The organism is Micromonospora sp. KC721 (genome assembly GCF_004348355.1).
Classification (GTDB): Bacteria; Actinomycetota; Actinomycetes; order Mycobacteriales; family Micromonosporaceae; genus Micromonospora.
Window position 1 is genome coordinate 1 of sequence record NZ_SMJY01000134.1, and the last position, 16,676, is coordinate 16,676.

Consider the following 16,676-nt stretch of genomic DNA (forward strand, 5'->3'; position numbering starts at 1 on the left):
GGGCGACCCCGCCCGTCTCGGCACCACCCGCCCGCTCCGGCGGGGTGGCCCCGGCCGCACCCGGGGCGTCGGCCGTCCCGGCGACGCCCCGCACATACGGCGGCCCTCGCAGCGCCGCAGCCGGCGACGGTCCCGGCCAGCCCGGTACGCCCTACCACGGCGGTCCGGACCTGGCCACCATCGCGTACGGCGGTGGACCGAGCCACGCCACGGTCGCCTTCCCGGCCGGCAACCCGATGGAGAACTCCGGCTCGCTCACCGGGCACATCCTGGCCCAGGGCTGGGCGGACAGCCCGGCGGCGGAGAGGTCCCGGACCACCCGGGTGGTGGTGGTCCTGGCCACCTCCCTCGCGCTGCTGGTGGCGATGAGTGTGCTGGTGGTGCTGCTGGCCGGCGACGTCGTCCGCGGGTTCGTCGAGGGCATGATCGACAAGTGATCGGGGGGTGGGTGGGTGAGCCCGCCCACTACCACCCGCGCCCGGCTGCCCACGTTCCCGGGCCGCCGTACACTGGTGGGGATCACTGACCTGGCGTGCGTGCGCACGCCCATGGGCGATCTTGCGGGCGATTCGGCGGCGTGGAGCTGCGGCGGGCCATCGCGAAGATGCGCCCCGCTCGAAAGGTTTTACTTGACCACCTCCACTGACCTCGGCACCACTCCGTCCACCCCTGACCTGCCGACGACTGTCGACCAGGCCGTCCCGGCCGTCGACTTCGCCGCCCTGGGCCTGCCCCGCCGGCTGGTCGACGCGCTGGCCCGGCAGGGCATCACCACCCCGTTCGAAATCCAGCGGGCGACCCTGCCCGACGCGCTGGCCGGCCGGGACGTACTCGGTCGGGGGCAGACCGGCTCCGGCAAGACCCTCGCCTTCGGCCTGCCGATCATCGCCCGGCTCGCCAACCGCAACCGGGCCCGGTCCCTGCACCCGCGGGCCCTGGTGCTGGTTCCCACCCGGGAACTGGCCATGCAGGTCAACGACGCCCTGATGCCGCTCGGCAAGGCTGTCGGGATCTTCGTCAAGACCGCTGTGGGCGGCGTCCCGTACGACCGGCAGATCGACGCGCTGCGCCGGGGCGTGGAGATCGTGGTGGCCACGCCGGGCCGGCTCGGTGATCTCATCGCGCGGGGGGTCTGCGTCCTCGACGACGTCGAGGTGACCGTGCTCGACGAGGCCGACCAGATGGCCGACATGGGCTTCCTTCCCGAGGTCACCGAACTGCTGGCGAAGACTCCGGCGGACGCCCAGCGGCTGCTCTTCTCGGCCACCCTGGACGGTGACGTCGACTCGCTGGTCAAGCGGTTCATGACCGACCCGGTGACCCACTCCACCGCCCCGTCGACCGCGTCTGTGTCCACCATGGACCACCACCTGCTGCTGATCCCGCCGCACGAAAAGTTCGCCGTGGCGGCCTCGATCGCGGCCCGTGCCGGCCGGACGATGCTCTTCGCGCGTACCCAGCTCGGCGTCGACCGGCTGGTCGAGCAGCTCGCCGCAGTGGGCGTACGGGCCGGCGGGCTACACGGCGGCAAGACCCAGCGGATGCGCACCAAGACCCTCGCCGAGTTCCGTGAGGGCCGGATGAACGTCCTGGTCGCCACCGACGTGGCCGCCCGCGGTATCCACGTCGACGGAGTGTCCCTGGTGCTGCACGTGGACCCGCCGAAGGACCCGAAGGACTACCTGCACCGCGCCGGCCGCACCGCCCGCGCGGGCGAGTCGGGGGCGGTGGCAACCCTGGTCCTGCCGAAGCAGCGCCGCACCACGCTGGCGATGATGGAGAAGGCGGGCGTCGAACCCGCGCAGGCCCGGGTCCGTGCCGGCGACCCGGTGCTGGCAGAGCTGACCGGTGCGCAGGAGCCCAGCGGCGTCCCGGTCCGCGACGAACCGGAGCCGCGCCGCGCCGCCGGCCGCCGCTACGGCGACCGCCCCACGAGTGACCGGCGCCAGGGCGACCGCGACGGCCGGGGCGAACGCCGTTACGGCGACCGCTCCCTCGGCGATCGGGGCCAGCGTGGCTTCGACCGCCCCACCGGGGAACGGCGCTTCGGCGACCGGCCGCAGGGCGAGCGCCGCTTCGGCGGCGAACAGGGCTTCGGCGACCGGCCGCAGGGCGAGCGCCGCTTCGGCGGCGAACAGGGCTTCGGCGACCGGCCGCAAGGCGAGCGCCGCTTCGGCGGCGAACAGCGCTTCGGCGACCGGCCGCACGGCGAGCGCCGGGGCGGGTTCCGTCCCGAGGGGCGCAGCCGCGACGACCGGCCGCGCGACGACCGGCGTGGCTTCGGCGGCCGGCCGCCGGCGCGTACCCACTGATCCCACCGGAGACCCGGCACGCCGTCGCGGAGCATCCCCGCGGCGGCGTTGCCGCATGCCCTGCCGGTGACGGCCGGTTGGCGTAACGTCCGGAGCATGCCGAGGTCACTCTTCTGGAGCCTGACCGGGAGCGGCGGCGCCGAGCACGCCATCGTCGCCGACGGCCCCGGGTTCACCGCCCACGGGACACAGCTCGCCGTCGATCCGGCCGGCTACACCTGCCGCTACCGGCTGACCGCCGGCGCGGACGGCGGCACCACCTCCCTGGAGGTGGAGGCCGAGGGAGCGGGTTGGCAGCGACGGGTCCGCCTGGACCGTGGCGCGGGCGGGTGGCGGGTGACCACCGGCGAGGAAGGCGACCTGGACGCGGCACTGCGGGCCGCCGGACACCCGCCGGCCGGTCTGCCCGGCACGGACGACCCCGGCCGGCTGGACGACGCACTCGACGTCGACCTGAGCCGTTCGCCGCTGTTCAACACGCTCCCGATCCGCCGGCTCGGGCTGGTCGGGGCGGCGTCCAGCACCGCCCACCGGATCACCGTGGCCTGGGTGCTGGTGCCGAGCCTGGCGGTGGTCGCCGCCGAGCAGGTCTACACCGCGCTCGCGCCGGATCGGGTGAGCTTCGCCAGCGACACCTTCCAGGCCCAACTGACACTGGACGACCACGGTTTCGTCACGCACTACCCGGGCGTGGCCGCCCGCGCCGACGGCAACTGAACCCCACGGCCGGACGGACCGTCAGACCGGCCAGGTGCCCCTGGCGAGGAAGCGCTCTGCGGTGGCCAGGTGCGGGGCGAGATCCAGCCCCTGCCCGGCCACCCATCCGTCGTCATAGTAGGTGTCGGCGTAGCGGTCGCCGTCGTCGCAGATCAGGGTGACCACCGAACCGGTCCGCCCGGCGGCCAGCATCTCGGCGATCAGGCCGAACGCGCCCCACAGGTTGGTGCCGGTGGAGCCACCGACGCGGCGGCCGAGGACGGCCGAGCCAGCCCGCATGGCGGCCAGGGAGGCGGCGTCGGGCACGGCGGTCATCCGGTCCACCACCGAGGGCAGGAAGGACGGTTCCACGGTGGGCCGGCCGATCCCCTCGATTCGGGAACCCCGGCCGGTACGCACCGACCAGTCGGCGGCCTGCCAGGCCGGGTAGAACGCCGAGTTCTCCGGGTCGACCACGCAGAGCTTGGTGGGCAGCCGCCGGTAGCGGGTGTACCGGCCGATGGTGGCGCTGGTGCCCCCGGTACCGGCGCCCACCACGATCCACGCCGGGATCGGGTGCCGTTCCAGGGCGAGCTGCGCGTAGATCGACTCGGCGATGTTGTTGTTGCCCCGCCAGTCGGTGGCCCGTTCGGCGTAGGTGAACTGGTCCATGAAGTGCCCGCCGCTGTCCTCGGCCAGCCAGCGGGCCTCGACGACCACCTTCGCCGGGTCGGTCACGAGATGGCAGCGCCCGCCCTGGAACTCGATCTGGGCGATCTTCTCCGGCGAGGTGGAGGCCGGCATCACCGCGACGAACGGCAGGCCGAGCATCCGGGCGAAGTACGCCTCGGAGACCGCCGTCGAGCCGGAGGACGCCTCGATGATCGTCGTCTCCGGGCCGATCCAACCGTTGCAGAGCCCGTAGAGGAAGAGCGAGCGGGCCAGCCGGTGCTTGAGGGAGCCGGTCGGGTGCACCGACTCGTCCTTGAGGTAGAGGTCGATCCCCCATTTCCTGGGCAGCGGGAAGGGCAGCAGGTGGGTGTCGGCGGAGCGGTTGGCGTCCGCCTCGACCGCGGCGATCGCCTCGGTCACCCACGTCCGGCTGGCCTCGTCGCACCGGTCGAGATGAGTCACGCCGGCAACGGTACAAGCGAGGTCACGGGGTGGGCCGGATTAGTCGAATCTACTCAGTCAACCTGCCTGGAAACGTCATGGCGGCTCACGGTGCCATGGCCGCGCGTACTTGTGCGGTGTCGACGAATTGTTCGAAGCGGACGATGAGCCCGCCGCGTACGACGAAGTGGTGGGCGACGCGGACGTGGATGGGTCTGCCGGTGGCCTTGTTGGTGGCGGTGTACCGAGCGAGGACGACGACGTTTTCTCCGTGGACGATGTAGGTGTCGTCGTGGGCGGTCCAGTCGTCCCAGTCGGCGGCGAGCCGCTCCATCACGTTGGATGTGACCCCTTCGGGGGTGCGGTAGGTGCCGGCGAGAGGGAAGCCGGCCATCTCGGTCCACTCCACGTCGGGGGCGAGGGTAGCGCGTAGGGCTTCCAGGTCACCGGTGGCGGAGGCGAGGTACTGCCGGCGTACCACGTCGGCGGGCGCGGCGGAGGTGGCGAAGTCGGTCATCGCTCAGCCCCAGCTCATCTCGCCCGTGGCGACCTTGGCACCGAGCTGGGCGGCGATCAGCATGCCGTGGTCGGGGTACCGGGTGGTGAGGGCGTGGGTGAGCGCGGCGCCGTCGGCGGCCTTGCCCAGCTCTTCCTCGAAGGCGTTCAGGTAGTCGCGGGTGCCGGTGATGGCGCTGGCGTCGGCGGGCGTGTCGGGTAGCCGGTGGCCGGGCACGACCAGCTGCGGTTCGAGGGCGGCCATCTCGTCCAGCAGGGCGATCCAGGCTGCCCGCTGCTCCGGATTGGGGGTGTCGGCGACCCACACGTGCTCGCGCTGGAAGAGCAGGACGCCGCCGAGGACGGCGCGATGCTCATGCTGCCACAGGTAGTGCCGGTCGGGCAGTACGGCCGGTCCGCCGCGCAGTTGGAACAGGTGGTCTTCCAGGGTCAGGTGGCCGGTGAGCGGAGCGAGGTCGACCAGCCGGGTGGGAAGGTTCGCGCCGAGCGCGGCCCAGGCCTTGAGCTTGCTCTCGTACGAGTGGTGGATGTGCGCGATGGTCTGCGGGGTGGCGACGAAGGCCGCGTCGGGGAAGGCGTCGGCGACGGCCTCGGCGCCGAAGTAGAAGTCCGGGTCGCCATGGCTGATGAACACCGTGGTGAGCCGCTTGCCGGAATCCAGGATGTGGGCGACCAGCCGGTGGCCGTCGGCGCGGGTGAACCCGGCGTCGACCAGCAGCGCGTCGTTGTCGCCGGTGACGAGGGTGGCGGTCTTGTTCTTGCTGCCGGCGGGGAAGTCCAGGTCGAGGATGGTGAAGTCGAGCGTGGGCATTGGGTGCTCCTCGGAAGGTGGGGGTCTGTGGTCAGGACGTGGTGGTTGCCGTGACGGTGGCCAGGCGCTGGTCGATCTGGTCGGCGGTGGCGTGTCCGACGGCGAGCGGGATGACGCGTTGACCCTCGGTGGCCAGCAGGGTCGGGTACGCGTCGACGCCCAGTTCGGCGGCGCGGTGGAAGTCGGCCTCGGCGGCGGCTTGCGCGGCGGGCCCTTGGAAGGCGGCGGCGACTGCATCGGCGTCCAGCCCGGCCGCTCCGGCGATGGTGCGGTAGGTCTCCGGTGCCGAGAGGCTGTGCCCGTCGATGTAGAAGGCGCGCTGGAGCGCCCCGGCCAGCTCGACCGCTCGGTCGGGGGCGGCGTTGCGCAGGGCGGCCACGCCGCGGGCGGCGGCTTCGGAGTCCATCACGAAGGAACCGTCGCTGATCAGTCGTTGGTAGCCGTCCCCGAATTCGGCTCCGGTCAGGTCGCTGATCTTGGCGTTCGCGGCCGGTACGTACCCGAAGTTTCCGATGGGCTGCCGGCGTTCCCCGATGAACAGGCCGCCGGACACCACCTCGATGGGCAGTTCCGGGTGCCTGGCCGCGACCTCGGACATGGTCCGGGAGAACCCGTGTGACCAGCCGCAGTACGCGTCGAAAACGTAGATGAGCTTCATGGCTGTCCCAACTTGTGCGGCGCTCGCCCGGCGCGAGCGGAATACCTGATGCAACAGAATCTGACGCGTCAGGTATTTCCATCCAGCGGGGGGGCTCGAACCGTGATGTGGGTCACAGCATGGTCAGCGCAGGCGCGGCAGCACGTCCCGCGCCGAGTGGCTGAGGATCCGCAGATCCTCCATGAAGCGTTCACTGTGGGAGGCGGGCAGCGGTTGCAGGAAGTAGCGCTTGATGTTCTCCACGTGCACCCGGGAGGCGCGGACCACCGTCTCTTCACCCAGCGGGGTCAACCGCACCAGCCGGCCCCGTCGGTCGCCGGGATCCGCGACACGCTCCACCAACCCGGCCACCTCCAGCCGGTCCACGAGCCGGGTCACGCCACCCGTGGTGAGCACCTGCTCCCGGCTGATCGCCCCCATCGACAACCCGCGACCGCCGGCCCTACCCAAAATCAGGAGGACCTCGAACATCAGATGGCTGATCCCGCACTCGTGTTCGATCGCCCGACCCAGGATGTACTCCAGCCGATTGGCCGCCCCCTGCAACCGACCAAAGGCCAGTATCAGCTCGTGGTCCGCGGCTTCCTTCGCCGTTGAGATCTCTACTCGCTCAGCCACTGCGCCGATACTCCTCTCGACACCCAACCCTAGATCATGACCGCGAGAAACTCGGTCGTCATGCCGAGACAGGTGTCGCAGCCCGTATCCGGCGAGCCGCCCGCCGTCTCGCCGGATACGGGGCGGTGGTGGTGTCAGTAGGCGACGGTGATGCGGCGGCCGACGGCGTTGCTCTTCTCGGCTTCCTCCAGCAGGGCGACGGCGTAGTCCTCGGCGCTGATGAAGCTGGTGCCGTCGGCCGCGGTGAGCAACTGGTCACCGCCGACCCGGAAGGTGCCGGCCCGCTCGCCGGGGGCGATGTGATCGGCGGGCGAGACGTAGGTCCAGTCGAGGTCGGTCACCTCGGTCCGCAGGAGACTGAGCAGTTCGCCCTGGGCGAGCGCCTGCCGTCGCGCGGTGGGGAGATGGCGGAGATGACCACGTCGTGACCGGCGGCCTCTTCGGTTACCAGGGACGACGCGGTGGCGTCCAGGGCCACGGCGGTCAGGCCGGGGTGAGCGGGCAGGTCGGCTGAGCGGCCGGAACGGGATGCGGCGGTGACTGGTGGCCGCGGTCGAGTGCCTCGGCGGTCACGCAAGAGCCGATCATACCGGTGGCGCCGGTGATGTGGATCTTCACGGGTGTCTCCGTTCGTCGGTCAGGGAGGTTCGGGAGCGGCGGACGAGGCGGTGCCGCGTCCCGCCACCGGTCCACGCGCGGAGTTCAGCAGGACCTTCGTCACCAGTTCCCGCAGGATGAGTCGTTCGACCGGGGTCAGCGGGCCCAGCAGGTCCTGGTTGATCTGCGGCACGTGCGCCCGCAGCGCCTGTTGCAGCCGCTGCCGACCCTGGCTGGTCGGCTCCAGCAGCGCCGCGCGGCGGTCGTCGGGGTGGGGGTGACGGATCAGCAGCCCCGCCTGCTCCATGCGGGCGATCAGGCGGGTCAGGCCACCCGAGGTGAAGGAGAGGTCCTCGGCCAGACGGGCACTGGTGCTCCGACCCTCAGGGTGCCGTACCAGCCGCAGCAGCACCTCGAACTCGGAACCGCCGAGCCCTGAGGCTTCACGGATGATCCGCTCGGATCGCCCGCCGATGCTGTCGGTGAGGCGCAGGATGTCGCCGTAGAGCGCCACCGCCTCGTCGTTGACGAGGTCTTCGGATGCCGCACCGCCGTCGCTCACAAACCTGACAGTACAGCAATCTGGTGGCCGCCGCATGGCGCGGATAACCAGACATAGGCCCAGCAAACCTGCGTGATATGGACATCACACTGGACGTCGCAGCATGTTAATTAGCTGCAGAGGCAGCTAGTGTCGGCCTGGACATGAGACCCTTGGAAGGGAGTCACCATGGCGATCGGGCGACGTCAGGTTCTGGTGGGCAGCTCACTCGCGGTCGCGGCGACCGTTGTGGGCACCGCCCGGGAGGAGGGCGCCGCAGCCAGTCGAGCCCGCTCGGGCGTACGTCCCGGCCCGGCGGTGTACGAGGAGACCAAGACCCTGCGGCAGCTTCACCGGGAGGCGGAGGCCGAGGGCGGCACCCTGACGGTCTACGCCGGTGGGGACACCGCCACCCAGCAGGACGGCAACAAGGCTGCCTTCGAGGAGGCGTTCCCCGGAGTCACCGTGAACATGGTCGTGGACTACAGCAAGTTCCACGACGCCCGGATCGACAACCAGCTCGCTACGGGCACACTCGTCGCCGACGTGGTCCAACTGCAGACCCTCCAGGACTTCGCCCGGTGGAAGGCCCAAGGGGTGCTGCTGCCCTACAAGCCGGCCGGGTTCTCCCGCGTCCACCCCGCCTTCAAGGACCGCGACGGCGCCTGGACCGGCATCTTCGTCGACGCGTTCTCCACGGTTTACAACATCGACCAGGTCGGGGCGACGGCGCCTGCGACCGCCATGGACCTGCTCGATCCGCGCTGGAAGGGTCGCATCGTCTCGACCTACCCGAACGACGACGACGCGGTCCTGTACCTGTACAAGCTCATCGTGGACAAGTACGGCTGGGATTGGCTGAAGAGGTTCACCACCCAGGAGGTGGCCTGGGTGCGGGGCACCCAGGAACCCGCCGACCGGGTAGAGGCGGGCAGTGCCGCTGTCGCGCTGGGCACCGACGGCGCACTCACCCCTGGCGCCGAGGTGAAGACCCGTTTCCTCGTCCCAACGCACGACCCGTTCATGGCCTGGGCCCAGCGCGCGGCCATTCTCGCCGGGGCTCGGCACCCCGCTACGGCCAAGCTGTACCTGAACTGGTGGCTGTCGAAGCAGACCCAGTCCGACTTCTACATGTGGTCCGTCCGCACCGATGTCGCACCGCACCAGGGCTACCGGCCCATCTGGGACTATCCCAACGCCAACCTCGACGGCTTCGACCGCTTCATGAGGGACCGCGGCATGGTCGAGCGGTTCCGCCAGCAGCTGACGCTCTACGTCGGCGAGGTCCATGGTGACCCGTCCCCCGGCTGGCCGGGCCTGCACCCCGAACGTTGAGTCCGGCCACGTCATCGTCCATCGACACGTCCGTCCACCGAACCGTCACAGGAGGCATCACATGCGCGTCCGCTACACGCCCGCCCTCGCCGCCATCGTGGCCGGCGCGACCGGAACCGCCCTCGCCGTCAGCTCCGCACCAGCGGGGGGTGCCACGAACTCGGCGGCCTCCCGGCATTCCCGTACGGTCACCATCACCGCGGTGGAGAAGGGGACCTCCGTCAACTTCGTGGACGTCGCCCCCAGTGACTCGGCCCTCGGTGATCATCTGATCGGGACCGGTGATCTCGTGGGTGCCGATGGCCGTAAGATCGGGACGAGTAGCTTCCAGGGCATCTCCACCAACGCCAAGCCGCGCACGTCGGAGATGTTGACCTTCGTCTACGAGCTGCCCGACGGAAAGATCACCACCGCGGGCACGGCAACGCTCTCCGCCACCCGCCCGATCTTCGACGAGCAGTTCGCGATCACCGGCGGCACTGGCAGGTACCAGGACGCACGTGGCCAGGTACGGGTCGTCCAGGAGACCGTCGAGCAGGCAAAGGTCACCTTCCACATCAAGCTCTGAGCTGCGCGGGCTCGTTGCCCTCACGGCGGTCACTGGACCGACCGACCCGGAAGGGGGAACACGGAGTAGACCTGATGTTCCTGACTGTCACGCGGTGGGGGGATCGAGGGGCTGGGGGCGGTTCTCCCACTTCGTCGACAGCGCGATGCCGGTACGGGTGGAGGCGACGCCCGGGGTGCGGTTGAGGCGTACGATCAACTGCTCCAGCTCGGCGATGGTGCCGACCCGGGCCTTGAGCAGGAACGACTCGACGCCGGCCATGAAGTAGCAGGACTCGATCTCGGGCATCTGCCGGAACGCCTCGAGCACGTCGTCGGTGTCGGCGGTGGAGTCCTCGACGATGCCGATCAACGCCGTCACCCCCAGCCCGATCGACTGCGGTTCGATCTCGGCCCGGTACGCGCGGATGACCCCGCCGGATTCGAGCTTGCCGACCCGCTCGTGCACGGCCGGGGCCGAGAGGCCCACCTGACGGGCGAGTTCGGCGTACGACAGGCGGGCGTTGCCGCGCAGCAGCTCGACGAGGCTCCGGTCGATGGCATCCACGGAGTGTGACCCTAGCCGCCCGGGTGGAACGGCCGACGGCCGGACTCGGTGGGAAATGACGGGCCGTCACACTCCCCGGACCTCCGGTCAGGACGGCGACGTGCCGGTATCATTTACTAACTTCCCACTCAGTGCGTTTTTCGCGTTTGGCGGACAGGCCAGGTCGCTGGTGCTGTAATTGCCATACGTCCCTCATGACGGCTCTGGGCTCGCACCGGCCGGGGGCAGTGTGTTCAGCCGGGGGCTTCGTCGACGCGAGGAGGGGGCTGTGGACACTGGAGATCGCCTGCTGACACCGGGTGAGGTCGCCGCGCTGTTTCGGGTTGACCCGAAGACTGTGACGCGTTGGGCGGCGGCCGGCCGGATAGGCAGCATCCGGACTCCAGGCGGGCATCGCCGGTTTCGGGAATCCGAGGTGCGAGCCCTGCTGGAAGGGGAGGGCATGTTGGACGAGGCGGAGGAGATGGGCAAACCACGCAACATGGGGCCCACCGCCTCGACTGGGCCGGGACCGGCCAACGCCGGGATGTACTGACGGCGCGACACGGATACGCGGGCCGGCCCGAGGGTCCGGTCCGCATCCGTTGCAGCGGTCCAGTGTACGCCGGGAGGCGGTCAGGACCGGTCCGCGTTGAGCCGGCCGGACCAGCGCCGGAAGAGGGTGTGCGGCACCCCGAGCGCGTCCAGCACCTTGCCGGCCACGAAGTCGACCAACTGCTGGGCGGTGGCCGCGGCCCCCGAGCCGTAGAAACCGGGGCTGGCCGGCAGGACCACCGCGCCGGCGTCGTGCAGCGCGATCAGATGCTCCAGGTGGCTGCGGGTGACCGGGGTCTCCCGGGGCACCAGGACCACCGGCCGCCGCTCCTTGAGGTTGACCTCGGCGGCCCGCTGCAACAGGTCCTTGGAGAGCCCGATGGCGATGCCCGCGCAGGCCGCCGTGCTCGCCGGCACCACCACCATCCCGCGTACCCGGTAGGAGCCGCTGCTCGGGCCGGCGGCGAGATCGCCGGCCGGCCAGTGCCGCACGGCCGCGCCGGTGAGGTCCCGGCCCAGCCAGGCGGCGAGGTCCGCACTCCAGTGCCCGTCGCGGAACGGCCGCCCCGTCTCGTCGAGCACGGTCAGCCGGGCGGCCCGGGAGACGATCAGATCCACCGGCTCACCCGCGTCGAGCAGCCCGTTGACGACGGCCGCCGCGTACGGGGTGCCGGACGCGCCGGAAACCCCGACCACCCATGGTTCGCGCATTCACCCAGCCTGCCTGGTCGTCGCTGAGCACCGTTCGCCGACCCCCGCTGGGCGGTTCGTCCCCGTTGTCCGGGCCGGGCGGCGGGATCGGTCCGTAACTGACATGCTGCCGTCGGCGATCCACGCCCACGGAGGGATCGGGCATGATCGGTGAGGTTCTCAGGTCGCTTCGGTCCGGGTGCCCGATTCCACCCCGGCTCTCCCCGTACGCGGGGCCGGTGCAGGAGTGGCTGCTGGATCGATTGCCCCGGCTGGGGCTGCCGCTGGACGCGGTAGGCCGGCAACGGCTGGGCCCGGCCCTGTTCGCCCAGTACGCGGGCCGCCTCTACCCGGACGCCACCGAACCGGACCTGCGTACCCTGGCTCTGATCTTCACCTGGTTCTTCCTGGTCGACGACGCCTGCGACGGGCCGGACAGGTTACCCCCGGAGCGGGTCGCGGCGCTGCGCGACGGGGCGACGGCCCTGCTGCGGGACGGGCCACGGCGGCGGCACCCGGGTTTCGGTGGACCACTGCGCCGGCTGCTGGTCGTGGCGTGGCGACCGGCCCGCCACCGGATGCCGGCCGGCTGGCGGAACCGGTTCACCGACGCGGTCGCCCACCATCTGGAGGGCACGTGGCGGGAGGCGGTGAGCATTGAGTCGGGCCGGCTGCCCTCGGTGGCCGAGTACGTCCAGCTGCGCCGGGCCACCTCCGCGGCGTACGTGTCGTACCCGCTGGTGGAGTTCGCCACCGGCCGCCCGCTGCCGGACGCGGTCTGTCACCACCCGCTGCTGCGCCACGTCGGCACGGTCGGCAACGATCTGATCTCCTGGTACAACGACATCGCCTCGCTGGACCGGGACCGGGTCACCTCGGGCGGGCACAACCTGGTGCTGGCCCTGGCCGCCGAACGCGGGGTGCCGGTGGAGACAGCGGTGGAGTTGGTGGCACAGCGGTGGCGGGCGGAGCTGGACCGCTTCGTCGCGCTGCGCGCCTCGGTGCCGTCGTTCGGTCCGACCTGGGATCCGGCGGTCGCCGCTCACCTCGACGGGGTGGCGAACGCCGTCCGGGGCACCGTCGACTGGACGATGGAGAGCGCCCGCTACGTGCCGACCGCCTGACCCCGGCCGCCCGGAGGACTCCGGGCGGCCGGGGTCAGGGACGCAGGCCGAGGCGGGCGACCAGGTCGAGCAGGGCGAAGACGAACAGGGCGATGCCGACGAAGCCGTTGGCGGTGAAGAAGGCCCGGTTGACCTTGCTCAGGTCGGTCGGGCTGACCACCAGATGCTGGTAGCCGAAGGCGACGGCCGTCGCCGCCAGCCCGATCCACCAGAGCCAACCGAACCCGATGAGGACCCCGAACCAGACGAAGAGCGCGAAGGTCACCACGTGCGCGACGGTCGAGGCGTGCAGCGCGAAGCGCTTGCCGTACCGGGCGGGGACGCTGTGCACGCCGATCTCCCGGTCGACCTCGGCGTCCTGGCAGGCGTAGATCAGGTCGAAGCCGCCGATCCACAGCCCGACGGCCGCGCCGAGCAGCCACGCCGGCCCGGAGCCGGCGAGGGTGCCGGTGACCGCGAGCCAGGCGCCGACCGGCCCGACCGCCTGGGCGATCGCCAGGATGGCGTGCGGCCAGTTGGTGAACCGCTTGCCGTACGGGTAGACGACCAGCGGCACCACGGCCAGCGGCGCCAACGCGAGGCAGAGCGGGTTGAGCAGGGCGGCGGCGGCGAGGAACACCACCAGGGCGACGGCCGCGCCGGTCCAGGCCGTCCGCACGCTCACCGCCCCGGTGACCAGTTCCCGCCCGGCGGTACGCGGGTTCCGCGCGTCGATCCGGCGGTCGAGGATCCGGTTGGCGGCCATCGCGAACGTCCGCGCGCCGACCATCGCCACGGTGATCAGCAGCAGGTCGGCCCAGCGCACCCGCCCGCCGTGGACCTGCATCGCGGTCAGCGCGGACAGGTACGCGAACGGCAGCGCGAAGACCGAGTGCTCGATGGCGACGAGCTTGAGGAAGGACGTGACGCGACCGGGCCGCTCCAGCACAGCCGTCATCAGAGCCCGTACTCCTTCCAGCGCTTGTCGACCAGGGAGACGACCTCCGGCGACATGCTCATCTCCTCCGGCCAACCCCGGGTGTAGCCCTCCTCGGGCAGCTTGCGGGTGGCGTCGACGCCCGCCTTGCCGCCCCAGAACTGCTGGTACGACGAATGGTCGAGGTGGTCCACCGGGCCCTCGGTGAGGAGCAGGTCGCGGGCGTAGTCGACGTTGCCGAAGGCGCGGAACGCGACCTCGTGGTAGTCGTGCACGTCGCAGTCCTCGTCGACCACCACGATCAGTTTGGTCAGCGACATCAGGTGCGCGCCCCAGATGGCGTTCATGACCTTCTGCGCGTGCTTCGGGTAACGCTTGCGGATGGAGACGATCGCGCAGTTGTGGAAGACCCCGGCGGCCGGCAGGTCGTAGTCGACGATGTCGGGGATCAGCAGCTTGAGCAGCGGCTGGAAGATCCGCTCGGTGGCCTTGCCGAGGCCGTGGTCCTCCTGTGGCGGCTTGGAGGTGACGATCGAGTGGTAGACCGGGTTGCGCTGCATGGTCATGGTCTCGACGTGCAGCACGGGGAACGGCTCGACCGGGGTGTAGAAGCCGGTGTGGTCACCGAACGGCCCCTCGGGCAGCCGCTCGCCGGGCTCGAGGTAGCCCTCCAGTACGACCTGGGCGTGCGCCGGGACCTGCAACGGCACCGTCAGGCAGTCGACCATCTCGACCCGCTCGCCGCGCAGGAACCCGGCGAACAGATATTCGTCGATGTCGCCGGGGAGTGGGGCGGAGGCGGCGTACGAGACGACCGGGTCGCAACCGATCGCGATGGCGACCGGGAGCCGCTGACCGAGCCGCTCGGCGACCGCGTGGTGCGCGGTGGAGTCCTTGTGGATCTGCCAGTGCATGCCGAGGGTGTTGCGGCTGTGCTGCTGGAGGCGGTAGAGCCCGAGGTTGCGCTTGCCGGTCTCCGGGTGCTTGGTGTGGGTCAACCCGTAGTTGTGGAAGATCCCACCGTCGCCGGGCCAGACCTGCAGGCCGGGCAGCCGGTTCAGGTCGACGTCGTCACCGGAGTAGACGACCTGCTGGCAGGGCGCGGTCTTGACCTTGCGGGGCGGCACCGACTTGAGCTGCATGACCTTGCCGATGCCCTCGCGGATGCCGGACCAGCCGACCGGCAGCTCCGGCTTGACCAGCGCGCCGATTCTCTCGCCGATCTCGTCCAGCGACTCGACGCCGAGCGCCATCGCCATCCGTTTCTCGGTGCCGAACAGGTTGATCGCCACCGGCATCTCGCCCCGGGTCGGCCGTTCGAAGAGCAGCGCCGGGCCGCCAGCCCGGACGGTCCGGGTGACCACCTCGCTGATCTCCAGGGTGGGGTCGACCGGGACGCTCACCCGCCGCAACTCGCCCGCGCGCTCCAGCGCCGCGAGGAAGTCCTTGAGATCGGTGTACGGGAAGCCACGAGCCGCCATGGCAGCAAGTCTCCCGCACCGGCACCCCGACCGCCCCGGCCGGGTCGGGTGATGTCGCCGGCGATGTGCGTTCGACCACATCGGCCGCCGGGCGGGGCGAACGTGTCGGTGCCCGGGGGCAGCATCGTGGGGCTGTCACAGGAGAGTGAAGGTGAGTCACGATGCCGCGCCGCACGTCCGTAGCGTTGAACGTTGTCGACCGGGGTGCCGGCACCCCGGTGCTGGCGCTGCACGGCTGGACGCCCGACCATCGGCTGATGCTCGGCTGCCTCGAACCGGTGTTCGCCGGGCGTCCCGGGTACCGGCGTCTCTATCCGGATCTGCCCGGCATGGGCGCGTCGGCGGCCCCACCGGAGATCGCCGGCTCGGACGACGTCCTCGACGCCGTACAGGACTTCGTGGACGACACCCTCGGCGGCGTGCCGTTCCTGCTCGTCGGTGAGTCCTACGGCGGTTACCTCGCCCGTGCCCTCGCCCGGTCCCGTCCCGACCAGGTGCTCGGCCTGGCGCTCATCTGCCCCGTCGGCACGGCCCTGGAACACGCGGAGCGCAGCGTGCCGCCGCGGCAGGTGCTGCGCCCCGACCCCGACCTGCTCGCCTCGACCGACGCCCGGACCGCCGCCGAGTTCGCGAGCATCGCCGTCGTGCAGACCCCGGAGACGTTGCGCCGGTTCCGGGACGAGATCCAGGTCGGCCTGGATGTCGCGGACACCGTGGCGATGGCGCGCATCCGGCAGCGGTGGGCGCTCAGCGAAAATCCGGAGGGCGGCGCGCCGTTCGCCCGGCCGACCCTGATCCTCACCGGGCGGCAGGACCACGCGACGGGCTACCTCGACCAGTTCGCACTGCTGCCGCACTACCCACGAGCGACGTTCGCGGTACTCGACGTCGCCGGCCACAACCTTCAGATCGAGCAGCCCGTTCTGTTCGACGCGCTGGTGGGCGAGTGGCTCGACCGGGTCGCCGCGGAGCGCTGAGCAGACGACCGGCGGCCGTCAGCCGGCGGGCTCCCAGGCGTACGCGGCCAGGGGCGGGTCGAGCGGAGCGCCGGTGAGCCGGTTGGCGAAGGTGGAGATGGCGTACGTCCCGACGGCACCACCGCCAGTGAGCTGGGTCAGCGCCTCGGCGTCTCCAAGCAGGCCGCCGGCAAGACCGTCCACCGGCTGGTCACCCTCGGCTACCTGGAACGCGCCGACGACCCCGCCGACGCCCGCCGCAAACTGGTCCGGATGACCGAGCGGGGCGTCGACGGGCTGCGCCGTTCAGCGGTGCTGTTCGACGTGCTGCGCGGACGCTGGGCGGCGGCGCTCGGCGAGGAGCGGGTCGCCGCGATGGAGGACGACCTGCGCCGGGTCACCCCGCCGAACGTCTTCCGCGTGGACGTGCCGGGCTGGTTCAGCGGCTGAATCGCCGGTTCACTCCACCCCGGCGTACGAGTGCAGTCCGGTGAAGAAGAAGTTCACCCCGAACAGGTTCATCAGCATGGTCAGGAAGCCGAGCACGGCGATCCAGGTCGCCACGTTTCGCTTCACGCTCGGGGTCGCCCGGGCGTGCAGGTAGCCGGCGTACACCACCCAGGAGATGAACGCCCAGGTCTCCTTCGGGTCCCAACCCCAGGCC

The 16,676-nt window shown here is 71.1% G+C and carries 22 protein-coding genes and 1 pseudogene; 9 read left to right on the forward strand and 14 right to left on the reverse strand.

The window, feature by feature from the left end:
• From E1182_RS32360 to E1182_RS21005, 3 genes and pseudogenes are all read left to right on the forward strand, one after another.
• Positions 1-437, forward strand: a pseudogene (locus E1182_RS32360) (hypothetical protein); the annotation flags it as partial.
• Positions 438-629: 192 nt separating this feature from the next.
• Positions 630-2,312 (forward strand): DEAD/DEAH box helicase, encoded by a 1,683-nt coding sequence (locus tag E1182_RS21000; RefSeq protein ID WP_371687585.1) that lies wholly within the window; start codon positions 630-632, stop codon positions 2,310-2,312.
• Positions 2,313-2,408: 96 nt separating this feature from the next.
• A complete protein-coding gene (locus E1182_RS21005; protein ID WP_132267983.1) occupies positions 2,409-3,029 on the forward strand; it encodes a putative glycolipid-binding domain-containing protein in 621 nt (206 codons plus the stop codon).
• A 21-nt stretch (positions 3,030-3,050) separates the two neighbouring features.
• Here E1182_RS21005 and E1182_RS21010 read toward each other — a convergent pair whose 3' ends face one another.
• The 8 genes from E1182_RS21010 to E1182_RS21040 all read right to left on the reverse strand — a co-directional run bounded on the left by E1182_RS21010 (position 3,051) and on the right by E1182_RS21040 (position 7,883).
• Positions 3,051-4,142: a PLP-dependent cysteine synthase family protein gene (locus E1182_RS21010; RefSeq protein ID WP_132267985.1), complete on the reverse strand. Its 1,092-nt coding sequence runs from the start codon at positions 4,140-4,142 to the stop codon at positions 3,051-3,053.
• A gap of 85 nt (positions 4,143-4,227) precedes the next feature.
• Complete coding sequence (locus E1182_RS21015; RefSeq protein WP_132267988.1) at positions 4,228-4,638, reverse strand: nuclear transport factor 2 family protein; 411 nt, start codon at positions 4,636-4,638, stop codon at positions 4,228-4,230.
• A 3-nt stretch (positions 4,639-4,641) separates the two neighbouring features.
• Positions 4,642-5,448: an MBL fold metallo-hydrolase gene (locus E1182_RS21020; protein ID WP_132267990.1), complete on the reverse strand. Its 807-nt coding sequence runs from the start codon at positions 5,446-5,448 to the stop codon at positions 4,642-4,644.
• Between the two features lie 31 nt (positions 5,449-5,479).
• Positions 5,480-6,106, reverse strand: a complete 627-nt coding sequence (locus E1182_RS21025) for a DsbA family protein (RefSeq protein ID WP_132267992.1) — start codon at positions 6,104-6,106, stop codon at positions 5,480-5,482.
• A 123-nt stretch (positions 6,107-6,229) separates the two neighbouring features.
• Complete coding sequence (locus E1182_RS21030; protein ID WP_132267995.1) at positions 6,230-6,724, reverse strand: MarR family winged helix-turn-helix transcriptional regulator; 495 nt, start codon at positions 6,722-6,724, stop codon at positions 6,230-6,232.
• 134 nt (positions 6,725-6,858) lie between these two features.
• Positions 6,859-7,065: a hypothetical protein gene (locus E1182_RS31725; protein ID WP_207921464.1), complete on the reverse strand. Its 207-nt coding sequence runs from the start codon at positions 7,063-7,065 to the stop codon at positions 6,859-6,861.
• Between the two features lie 142 nt (positions 7,066-7,207).
• Complete coding sequence (locus E1182_RS32755; RefSeq protein WP_256370846.1) at positions 7,208-7,342, reverse strand: hypothetical protein; 135 nt, start codon at positions 7,340-7,342, stop codon at positions 7,208-7,210.
• A 19-nt stretch (positions 7,343-7,361) separates the two neighbouring features.
• Positions 7,362-7,883: a MarR family winged helix-turn-helix transcriptional regulator gene (locus E1182_RS21040; protein ID WP_207921465.1), complete on the reverse strand. Its 522-nt coding sequence runs from the start codon at positions 7,881-7,883 to the stop codon at positions 7,362-7,364.
• A gap of 168 nt (positions 7,884-8,051) precedes the next feature.
• Between E1182_RS21040 and E1182_RS21045 the strand changes: the two genes are divergently transcribed.
• Both E1182_RS21045 and E1182_RS21050 read left to right on the forward strand, forming a co-directional pair.
• Positions 8,052-9,197, forward strand: coding sequence for an ABC transporter substrate-binding protein (locus E1182_RS21045; RefSeq protein WP_132267999.1), 1,146 nt, complete (start codon positions 8,052-8,054; stop codon positions 9,195-9,197).
• A 61-nt stretch (positions 9,198-9,258) separates the two neighbouring features.
• Positions 9,259-9,765 (forward strand): hypothetical protein, encoded by a 507-nt coding sequence (locus tag E1182_RS21050; RefSeq protein WP_132268002.1) that lies wholly within the window; start codon positions 9,259-9,261, stop codon positions 9,763-9,765.
• An 87-nt stretch (positions 9,766-9,852) separates the two neighbouring features.
• Here the strand turns inward: E1182_RS21050 and E1182_RS21055 are convergent, their stop codons facing one another.
• Complete coding sequence (locus tag E1182_RS21055; protein WP_132268004.1) at positions 9,853-10,311, reverse strand: Lrp/AsnC family transcriptional regulator; 459 nt, start codon at positions 10,309-10,311, stop codon at positions 9,853-9,855.
• Between the two features lie 268 nt (positions 10,312-10,579).
• Between E1182_RS21055 and E1182_RS21060 the strand changes: the two genes are divergently transcribed.
• Positions 10,580-10,846, forward strand: coding sequence for a BldC family transcriptional regulator (locus tag E1182_RS21060; protein WP_132268006.1), 267 nt, complete (start codon positions 10,580-10,582; stop codon positions 10,844-10,846).
• An 80-nt stretch (positions 10,847-10,926) separates the two neighbouring features.
• Here E1182_RS21060 and E1182_RS21065 read toward each other — a convergent pair whose 3' ends face one another.
• A complete protein-coding gene (locus tag E1182_RS21065; RefSeq protein ID WP_132268008.1) occupies positions 10,927-11,556 on the reverse strand; it encodes a UbiX family flavin prenyltransferase in 630 nt (209 codons plus the stop codon).
• A gap of 143 nt (positions 11,557-11,699) precedes the next feature.
• Between E1182_RS21065 and E1182_RS21070 the strand changes: the two genes are divergently transcribed.
• Positions 11,700-12,659 carry a terpene synthase gene (locus E1182_RS21070; protein WP_132268010.1) on the forward strand — a complete coding sequence of 320 codons (960 nt, stop codon included), beginning with the start codon at positions 11,700-11,702 and terminating at the stop codon, positions 12,657-12,659.
• 34 nt (positions 12,660-12,693) lie between these two features.
• Here E1182_RS21070 and mqnP read toward each other — a convergent pair whose 3' ends face one another.
• A complete protein-coding gene (gene mqnP / locus E1182_RS21075) occupies positions 12,694-13,596 on the reverse strand; it encodes a menaquinone biosynthesis prenyltransferase MqnP (RefSeq protein ID WP_207921466.1) in 903 nt (300 codons plus the stop codon).
• Positions 13,596-15,056 (reverse strand): menaquinone biosynthesis decarboxylase, encoded by a 1,461-nt coding sequence (locus E1182_RS21080; protein WP_132268013.1) that lies wholly within the window; start codon positions 15,054-15,056, stop codon positions 13,596-13,598. The genes mqnP and E1182_RS21080 overlap by 1 nt, the downstream gene beginning before the upstream one ends.
• Before the next feature lie 161 nt (positions 15,057-15,217).
• Between E1182_RS21080 and E1182_RS21085 the strand changes: the two genes are divergently transcribed.
• The gene (locus tag E1182_RS21085) at positions 15,218-16,033 is read left to right on the forward strand and encodes an alpha/beta fold hydrolase (RefSeq protein WP_132268016.1); all 816 of its coding nucleotides are present in this window, start codon (positions 15,218-15,220) and stop codon (positions 16,031-16,033) included.
• Between the two features lie 18 nt (positions 16,034-16,051).
• Here the strand turns inward: E1182_RS21085 and E1182_RS32365 are convergent, their stop codons facing one another.
• Positions 16,052-16,216 (reverse strand): hypothetical protein, encoded by a 165-nt coding sequence (locus tag E1182_RS32365; RefSeq protein WP_243706338.1) that lies wholly within the window; start codon positions 16,214-16,216, stop codon positions 16,052-16,054.
• Between E1182_RS32365 and E1182_RS21095 the strand changes: the two genes are divergently transcribed.
• Positions 16,166-16,462: a MarR family winged helix-turn-helix transcriptional regulator gene (locus E1182_RS21095; RefSeq protein ID WP_132268018.1), complete on the forward strand. Its 297-nt coding sequence runs from the start codon at positions 16,166-16,168 to the stop codon at positions 16,460-16,462. The two genes, E1182_RS32365 and E1182_RS21095, sit on opposite strands and share 51 nt — an antisense overlap.
• A gap of 9 nt (positions 16,463-16,471) precedes the next feature.
• Here the strand turns inward: E1182_RS21095 and ccsA are convergent.
• The coding region (ccsA, locus tag E1182_RS21100; RefSeq protein WP_165942675.1) for a cytochrome c biogenesis protein CcsA at positions 16,472-16,676 on the reverse strand (205 nt) is incomplete at its 5' end.

Excerpts from the sequence above, each read along its gene's own strand:
- E1182_RS21005 (WP_132267983.1), top strand. The coding sequence starts at position 2,409 with ATGCCGAGGTCACTCTTCTGGAGCCTGACCGGGAGCGGCGGCGCCGAG.
- E1182_RS21015 (WP_132267988.1), bottom strand. The coding sequence starts at position 4,638 with ATGACCGACTTCGCCACCTCCGCCGCGCCCGCCGACGTGGTACGCCGG.
- E1182_RS21020 (WP_132267990.1), bottom strand. The coding sequence starts at position 5,448 with ATGCCCACGCTCGACTTCACCATCCTCGACCTGGACTTCCCCGCCGGC.
- E1182_RS21025 (WP_132267992.1), bottom strand. The coding sequence starts at position 6,106 with ATGAAGCTCATCTACGTTTTCGACGCGTACTGCGGCTGGTCACACGGG.
- E1182_RS21045 (WP_132267999.1), top strand. The coding sequence starts at position 8,052 with ATGGCGATCGGGCGACGTCAGGTTCTGGTGGGCAGCTCACTCGCGGTC.
- E1182_RS21050 (WP_132268002.1), top strand. The coding sequence starts at position 9,259 with ATGCGCGTCCGCTACACGCCCGCCCTCGCCGCCATCGTGGCCGGCGCG.
- E1182_RS21065 (WP_132268008.1), bottom strand. The coding sequence starts at position 11,556 with ATGCGCGAACCATGGGTGGTCGGGGTTTCCGGCGCGTCCGGCACCCCG.
- E1182_RS21070 (WP_132268010.1), top strand. The coding sequence starts at position 11,700 with ATGATCGGTGAGGTTCTCAGGTCGCTTCGGTCCGGGTGCCCGATTCCA.
- mqnP (WP_207921466.1), bottom strand. The coding sequence starts at position 13,596 with ATGACGGCTGTGCTGGAGCGGCCCGGTCGCGTCACGTCCTTCCTCAAG.
- E1182_RS21080 (WP_132268013.1), bottom strand. The coding sequence starts at position 15,056 with ATGGCGGCTCGTGGCTTCCCGTACACCGATCTCAAGGACTTCCTCGCG.
- E1182_RS21085 (WP_132268016.1), top strand. The coding sequence starts at position 15,218 with ATGCCGCGCCGCACGTCCGTAGCGTTGAACGTTGTCGACCGGGGTGCC.